7 protein-coding genes are annotated in these 7,245 nt (G+C 70.7%); 3 read left to right on the forward strand and 4 right to left on the reverse strand.

What is annotated here, in order from left to right; translation table 11 throughout:
* Both ACOJSN_RS17445 and ACOJSN_RS17450 read left to right on the forward strand, forming a co-directional pair.
* Positions 1 to 629, forward strand: a 629-nt coding sequence (locus ACOJSN_RS17445; RefSeq protein ID WP_420113761.1) for an MFS transporter, incomplete at its 5' end; no start/stop codon positions are given.
* A gap of 117 nt (positions 630 to 746) precedes the next feature.
* Positions 747 to 2,429: an alpha/beta fold hydrolase gene (locus tag ACOJSN_RS17450; protein WP_420113762.1), complete on the forward strand. Its 1,683-nt coding sequence runs from the start codon at positions 747 to 749 to the stop codon at positions 2,427 to 2,429.
* Positions 2,430 to 2,438: 9 nt separating this feature from the next.
* Here the strand turns inward: ACOJSN_RS17450 and ACOJSN_RS17455 are convergent, their stop codons facing one another.
* The 3 genes from ACOJSN_RS17455 to ACOJSN_RS17465 all read right to left on the reverse strand — a co-directional run bounded on the left by ACOJSN_RS17455 (position 2,439) and on the right by ACOJSN_RS17465 (position 4,709).
* On the reverse strand, positions 2,439 to 3,224 hold the full coding sequence (locus ACOJSN_RS17455) for a ferritin-like domain-containing protein (RefSeq protein ID WP_420113763.1): 786 nt from the start codon (positions 3,222 to 3,224) through the stop codon (positions 2,439 to 2,441).
* Positions 3,214 to 4,101, reverse strand: coding sequence for a hypothetical protein (locus ACOJSN_RS17460; RefSeq protein ID WP_420113764.1), 888 nt, complete (start codon positions 4,099 to 4,101; stop codon positions 3,214 to 3,216). The genes ACOJSN_RS17455 and ACOJSN_RS17460 overlap by 11 nt, the downstream gene beginning before the upstream one ends.
* Before the next feature lie 212 nt (positions 4,102 to 4,313).
* The gene (locus ACOJSN_RS17465) at positions 4,314 to 4,709 is read right to left on the reverse strand and encodes a MerR family transcriptional regulator (RefSeq protein ID WP_420113765.1); all 396 of its coding nucleotides are present in this window, start codon (positions 4,707 to 4,709) and stop codon (positions 4,314 to 4,316) included.
* Between the two features lie 162 nt (positions 4,710 to 4,871).
* Here ACOJSN_RS17465 and ACOJSN_RS17470 point away from each other — a divergent pair, with 162 nt between their 5' ends.
* Positions 4,872 to 6,407, forward strand: coding sequence for a SulP family inorganic anion transporter (locus ACOJSN_RS17470; protein WP_420113766.1), 1,536 nt, complete (start codon positions 4,872 to 4,874; stop codon positions 6,405 to 6,407).
* A gap of 60 nt (positions 6,408 to 6,467) precedes the next feature.
* On the opposite strand, the gene ACOJSN_RS17475 is transcribed toward ACOJSN_RS17470, so the two are convergent.
* Positions 6,468 to 7,091, reverse strand: coding sequence for a response regulator (locus ACOJSN_RS17475; protein ID WP_420113767.1), 624 nt, complete (start codon positions 7,089 to 7,091; stop codon positions 6,468 to 6,470).
* Positions 7,092 to 7,245: the final 154 nt, after the last annotated feature.

Here is a 7,245-nt window from a genome sequence, read left to right on the forward strand (position 1 = left end):
GTCGAACCGCCCCCGACCCGTTGAACACGGCCGCATCGCCGCGCACGCCGCTGTGGCGCGACACCCGCCTGTTGCTCATCGGCGCGATCGTGCTCGCACTCGCGCTCGCGGAGGGCACGGCGACCGACTGGTTGCCGCTCGTCATGGTCGACGGCCACGGCTTCGACGCCGCTCTCGGCTCCGCGGTCTACGTGGTCTTCGCTGCCTCGATGACGGTCGGCCGGTTCGTGGGCGGCTGGTTCGTCAACCGGTTCGGACGCGCGGCCGTGCTGTGTGCGAGCGCCCTGCTCGGCGGCGCCGGCCTCGCGCTGGTGATCTTCGTCGACAACCAGGTGGTGGCAGCCTCGGCCGCGATCCTCTGGGGCCTGGGCGCCTCGCTCGGCTTCCCGGTCGCCATCTCCGCCGCCGCCGACTCCGGCGAGGACCCAGCTGCGAGGGTCGCGATCGCCGCCATCGTCGGCTACATCGCCTTCCTCGTGGGGCCGCCCACGCTGGGCTTCCTCGGCGAGGAGTACGGGCTGCGCCCGGCACTGATCGTGGTGCTTGTGCTCGTGCTGGCGGCCGCCTTCGCCGCCCCGGCCGCCCGACCCCTCCCCGCGCCCGAGGAGCCCGAGCTCGAGCGGGTCTGACGCTCCGGCTCGGTCTGCCACCTCTGGGGCAGAGACGCTCGATAACACGGCAGGCCTCAGAACGGAACCCCCTCGCCACCCTTTCCGACCCTGGTGCGCGCTGTTAGGAAGGAACGCATGCTGCGGACACTCCACAGACACGCTGCCCGAACCACCGCCGCCGCTGCCGCCGGCGCCCTGCTGCTCGCAGGCGCCTCGGCAGCGGCCGCCTCGCCACCCGCGCCACCGCCGACCGAACCATCGACCGAACCCGCACAGGTGGACGCACCGGTGCCCGAGATCGACTGGCAAGCCTGCGACGGCGAAGGGCTGGAAGCCTTCGACTGCGCCTCCGTGGAGGTCCCCACCGACTACGACGACCCCGAGGGCGCCACCACCACCATCGCCCTCACCCGTCTGCCCGCGACCGAGCCGGATCAGCGCATCGGGAGCCTGTTCGTCAACTTCGGCGGGCCGGGCGGCCCCGGTGTCGACACCATGCACATGCTCGGCGGACCCTTCCTCGACCCGCAGGTGCACACCAGCTTCGACGTCATCGGGTTCGATCCGCGCGGGGTGGGCCTGTCCGACCCGGTGACCTGCTTCCCGAATGCGGACGCCGAGAACGAGTTCCTCGCCGACCTGCCGGCCTTCCCCACCAACGCGAGCGAGCGCGCCACCTTCATGGCCACCTTCGCGGCGACCGCAGCGGCGTGCGAGCTGCTCTCAGGCGACCGCATCGAGCACGCGTCGACCGCCAACGTGGCCCGCGACATGGACCTGCTGCGGCAGGCGGTGGGCGACGAGGAGCTCAGCTACCTCGGCTACTCCTACGGCACCGTGCTCGGCGCGACCTACAGCGCGCTGTTCCCCGACCGCATCCGCGCAGCTGTCCTCGATGGCACGCTCGACCCGGAGGTGTGGTCCGGTGGTAACGGCTCCGTGGGCTACCGCACTGGTCAGGGCGTCGCTGCCGACGAGACGTTCCAGGAGTTCCTGCAGCTGTGCGCCGAGGCCGGCCCCGAGGCGTGCCCGCTGGCGGCGCTCGGCGACCCGGGCGAGGTGGTCGAGGACCTGTTCGACCGGTTGAAGGACGAGCCCGCCGAGGTCGCGCTCCCCGACGGTTCCACGATGGAGGTCGGCTACAGCGACGCCGTCGCGATGGCCTTCAGCTCGCTCTACTCGCCACTCGCCTGGACCGACCTCGCGGCCGCGCTGGCCCAGCTCGCGGCACCGCCGCAGCAGGCGATGTCGACACAGCGCTCGGTCGACTCGCTCGGTGAGTTGCTGCGCCGGCTCGGTCTCATCGAGGACTACTCCGGGCTCGGTAGTGCGCTCGCCAGCATGTGCGTGGACGGCGACCACCCGCTGAAGCCGTGGGACTACCCGGCGCAGGCCGCAGCGGCCGACGAGGAAGCCCCTCACTTCGGCGCCTTCCGCTCCTGGGTGGGACTGCAGTGTGAGTTCGTCCAGTACCGCGACGACGATGCCTACATGGGTCCCTGGGAGCAGCAGACCGACGCCACCGTGATGGTGATCGGTACCCGCTTCGACCCGGCCACGCCGTACTCGTTCACCCAGCCGTACGCGGACCACTTCCAGGACGCCCGCGTACTCACGGTCGAGGGCTACGGCCACACCACGCTGGGGATCAGCTCGTGCGCCAACGCCGCCATCGCCACCTATCTCGTGGATCTCGAGGCCGACGACGGCGCCACCTGCCAGCAGGACATCGCGCCTTTCGAGACGCTGCCTGGGCAGGCTGAGCTGGACGAGAGTCCGCTGCTGATGGCCCCGATCCCGGGTCTGCCCGGGGTCTGAGGCGCCCTCTCAGATGATGCCGAGGCGGGTGAAGGCGGAGCGGAACATCGCGATGCCGTCGAGGCCGGGGAGGCGTTGGATGCGCTTGTCGAGCTTGTCCAGCTCCTCCCCGCGCCCGCCGAACAGGTGCCCCATCACGTGCTGCACCTCCGGCTCGGACATGATCCCGGACCCGACCGGCTTCCAGTACTTCTCCAGGATCGTACGCACGAGTCCCTGCGCACGAGGTGAATCCTGCAGCCGGTCGCGCGCCTGCGTGGTGTAGAACGCCACGTGCCGCGTCTCCTGCTGGGAGATGCGCTGCAGCAGCGGGGACAGGGCGGGATGCTCGGTCATGTCGGCCAACCGCCGGTAGGCCGCCACCGCCGAGAGCTCGTTTGCACCGCCCCACGTCATGTGAACAGCCACGAAGTCGCTCCCGATGAGGTTCGCGAGCGCAGACTGCTTCATCGTGCTGAGCGCGAGCTGCCAACCGAGCTTGGTCCGCTTGGCCTTCAACTCGTTGTAGTCCACCTGGATCCCGTGACGCGCCAGCACGGCGGCCAGAGCTTCACCGTGCCAGAACTCCTCACGGTTCCACATCGTCATGAAGCCTGCGGCGTCCTCTTCGCGATGCGACGGCGTGACCAGCATCTCCCGCAGGAAGCATGACGTGTGGTATTCGACGTCGCACATGTAACGGAGGGTGCGCAGCGTCTGGTGATCGAGTGGGTACTCGTCGAAGGTGTCGAAGTCGAGGTCGTGCCAGGTGACCGCCTCGGAGGTCTCCGCGAATGTGTCGAGGTCAAAGGCCACGGCTGCTCCTCGCAGGGATCGGTCGGCGGCGGCGCCGGGCACGTCGCACCAGGTTCAGTGCCGGCGTCGGGCGCCCGGGGAGCAGATCGCCCACGGCGGCGTCGGAGGCCTCGAGGTCGGCGACTGCCGCCGGCGTCTCGAAGATCGACCCCAGCGCCTGCACCTCGGCCGCGTCGGCCACACCGACCGCACGGAACGGGGCCCACGGCCAACCGAGCATCGACAGCGCGAACATGCGCTCCGCCGTCGAGCGCTCGACTCGCGCGGCGGCCTCGCCGCGGAAGAAGTCCACGAAGTCGCTACGCCGTCGGGAAATCTCCCCGACGACGTCGCTCGCCTCGCCCGAGAGCCTCGCCCTGAGCGCGTCGAGCGCGGCGCGGAGGGCGCCTTCCTGGACCGCCATGCGGGCCATGTGACCCGCGGTCACGGCCTCGCCGACCACGCTCCCGACCAGCGGCGAGGTCAGCGGGAGGCCCTTGTCGATGTACGCGCCGCGCGCGCGCACGGTGAGCGAGCGCCCCGCTGGGACGGGCAGCGTCCCACCGGCAGCGGTGAGCAGGTCGCGCTCGGCGCGGGCGAGCCAGTACCGCTCGTACGCCCAGGTGGCGAGGAACGCCGTGATGCGCGGCTCGTTGCCGGTCCACGAGATCAGGAGCGAGCGCATCTCGCCCAGCGCTGCGACCTCCAGCCGCCACAGGAACGCCAGGTCGCGGGCCGTGCGGGGCGTCATCGTGAGGCCCGAAGCCGACACCGGGATGCGGCCGCGGGCGTTCTTGACGTACTTGTCCACGTCGAAGTCGGTGAGCACGACCGGGTGGATCGAGTCATCGAGGTGGAGGTGCCCGTCGGCGCCGTACCCCGGCGGAAGGTGGCTCACCGGAGCGCCTCCGGTCCGAGCGAGTCCCGCTCCCGGGTCGTGTGCGGCACCGTCCGCTCACCCATGCCCCTCATCGTAGGGACTGGGACCGGCGTCGGCGAACCCGAACCCTGCCGTGATCGCACACTGTGCCTTCGGACGTTCCGCAATGCCATCCTCTCGCTCGACCTGACCTCTGTCTTCTTCGTCGCGAACAGCCGGGCGGATGGGTGTCAGCGTGGTGGCGTTGCGAGCACAGCGCCGATCTGGGCGATGAACTCGTCGGCCATCGCCGTCTTTCGGGCGAGATCGGCGCGTCGTTGCTCGGCATCGGACAGGTAGCGCCGCAGACGGTCGCGCGAGCCCGGCTCATCGGCAACCGTGTCATCGGCTACCCGCAGGAACTCGGTCATCTCCTCGAGTGTGTAACCCAGCGGCTTCATGCGCCGGACCAGCAGTAGCCGCTGGACGTCCGGCTCGGTGTAGAGCCGGAATCCGCCCTCTGTCCGGCCGGACGGCGTGACGAGGCCGACGGTGTCGTAATGCCGAAGCGTGCGCAGCGAGAGGCCGGTCGCCTCGGCGACGGCGCCGATGTGCATGGTGGCTACCGATGGCTCCTGCTCCTGCATCCGCCGATGATGGCAGGCAGCGACGACGGCGCAAACCTCACCTAACGTCAGGGTAGGGTGTGCGACCGGGGCGAGACCCGCCCCTGCCTCCGCCCGGACGTGCGCAGCGTGGCGCGCTGACTCCTCCGGCGCTCCGGCGCCGACCTGCCCGCAAGGAACCACGTGCCTGCCAAGACCACGACCCCTGAGCCCACCCCCGCCGTCGACGGCCCGCCCGAGGCCGACCAGTCCTGGTCGGTGCGGGCGGCGCTGCGCTCTCCGAAGCGGCTCCGGATCGAGATCCTCGGCGGCTTGGTGGTGGCGCTCGCTCTGATCCCCGAGGCGATCGCGTTCTCGATCATCGCCGGCGTGGACCCGCGGGTCGGGCTGTTCGCTGCCTTCACGATGGCGGTGACGATCGCGATCGTGGGCGGGCGCCCGGCGATGATCTCTGCTGCGACCGGCGCCGTAGCGCTCGTGGTCGCGCCGGTGGTGGCCTCGCACGGCGTGGACTACCTGATCGCGACAGTGATTCTCGCGGGCGTCTTCCAGGTGCTGCTCGGCGTGCTCGGGGTCGCGAAGCTGATGCGGTTCATCCCGCGCTCGGTGATGGTCGGTTTCGTCAACGCGCTCGCGATCCTCATCTTCGTGGCGCAGCTGCCGCACCTGATCGACGTGCCGTGGCAGGTGTATCCGTTGTTCGCCGTCGGGCTCGCGATCATCGTGCTGCTGCCGCGCTGGACCAAGGTGGTGCCGGCGCCGCTGGTGGCGATCGTGCTGCTGACCGCGGTCACGGTGCTTGCGGGCATCCGGGTGCCTACGGTCGGTGACGAGGGCGAGCTGCCCTCCTCGCTGCCGCAGCTGCTGATCCCGGACGTGCCCTTCACGTTCGAGACGCTGCAGGTCATCGCGCCGTACGCGCTCGCGATGGCGCTCGTGGGACTGCTGGAGTCGCTGCTGACCGCGAAGCTGGTCGACGACGTCACCGACACCCACTCGAACAAGTCGCGCGAGGCGTGGGGCCAGGGCGTGGCGAACCTCGTGACCGGCTTCTTCGGCGGCATGGGCGGCTGCGCGATGATCGGGCAGACGATGATCAACGTGAAGATCTCGGGCGCCCGCACCCGGATCTCCACGTTCCTCGCCGGGGCGTTCCTGCTGGCGCTCGTGGTCGGGCTCGGCGACGTTGTGGCGATCATGCCGATGGCGGCGCTGGTGGCCGTGATGGTGATGGTCTCGGTCGGCACGTTCGACTGGCACTCGATCAAGCCCGCCACCCTCAAGCGGATGCCGCGCTCGGAGACAGCGGTGATGCTCGCGACCGTGGCGGTCACGGTCGCCACGAGCAACCTCGCCTACGGCGTGATCGTGGGAGTGCTGGTCGCGATGGTGCTCTTCGCACGGCGCGTCGCGCACGTGACCAGGGTGACCCGGCTCGATGCCGGGGACGACGACGGCGAGCGCACCTACGCCGTCGAAGGCGAGTTGTTCTTCGCCTCCTCCAACGACCTCGTGTACCAGTTCGACTACGACGCCGACCCCGCGCGCGTGGTCATCGACGTCTCCCGCGCGCCCATCTGGGACGCCTCCACCGTGGCCACGCTCGACGCGATCACGCACAAGTACGCCCGCAAGGGCAAGACCGTGACGATCGTCGGGATGAACCGCGACAGCAAGGCTCGCCACGACCGCCTCGCCGGCCAGCTGGACGGCGACTGACCCCCTGCGCGTCCCGAAGCCAGAGACGGCCCGGGCACGCCCCGGACGGATCGGAGGAGTTCAGGTCGGGAGGATCCCTCGATCCCTGGCGGCCGCGACGGCGGCGGTGCGGGACTGCACGCCGAGCTTGTCGTAGAGGTGGGCGAGGTGGGTCTTCACGGTGGCGCGGGAGACGAACAGCTCGCGTGCGATCTCCTCGTTGGAGCGCCCGGCGGCCACGAGGCGGAGCACGTCGAGCTCGCGTTCGGTCGGCGCGAGCGACGGTGCGCGGACCCGGCCCAGGAGCCGCTGCTGGATCGCAGGTCCGAGCGCGGTCTGCCCCGCAGCGGCCGCCCGGACGGCGCGCATCAGCTCGTCGGTGGGCGCGTCCTTGAGCAGGTACCCGGTGGCGCCGGCCTCGATCGCGGCGAGGATGTCGGCGTCGGAGCCGTAGGTGGTGATCACCAACACCGCCGGCCCGCCCGAGGCCACCAGCGTGCGCGCCGCGTCCGCGCCACTCAGCCGGCCGGCGCCGAACCGGAGATCGAGCAGCACCACGTCGGCGGTGTGGGTGGCGCACCAGCGCACGAGCTCCTCGGCCGTGTCCATCTCGGCGACGACCTGCATGTCGTCCTGAGCCTGGATCAGCGCGGACAGCCCGGCACGCACCACGGGGTGGTCGTCGGCGAGCACCACGTCGATCACTGCGCCTCCTCCGCCGGGCCCACCGGGATCGTCGCCGCGAGTGCGGTTCCCTCGCCGGCTGCGGTCTCCAGTGCCAGCGTGCCACCGAGCTCCTGCACACGCGAGCGCATCGCCGCCAGTCCATAGCCGCCGCCGGACGTGGGCGTCGCTTCCG

Source organism: Pseudactinotalea sp. (genome assembly GCF_048594945.1).
Taxonomy (GTDB): Bacteria; Actinomycetota; Actinomycetes; order Actinomycetales; family Beutenbergiaceae; genus Pseudactinotalea.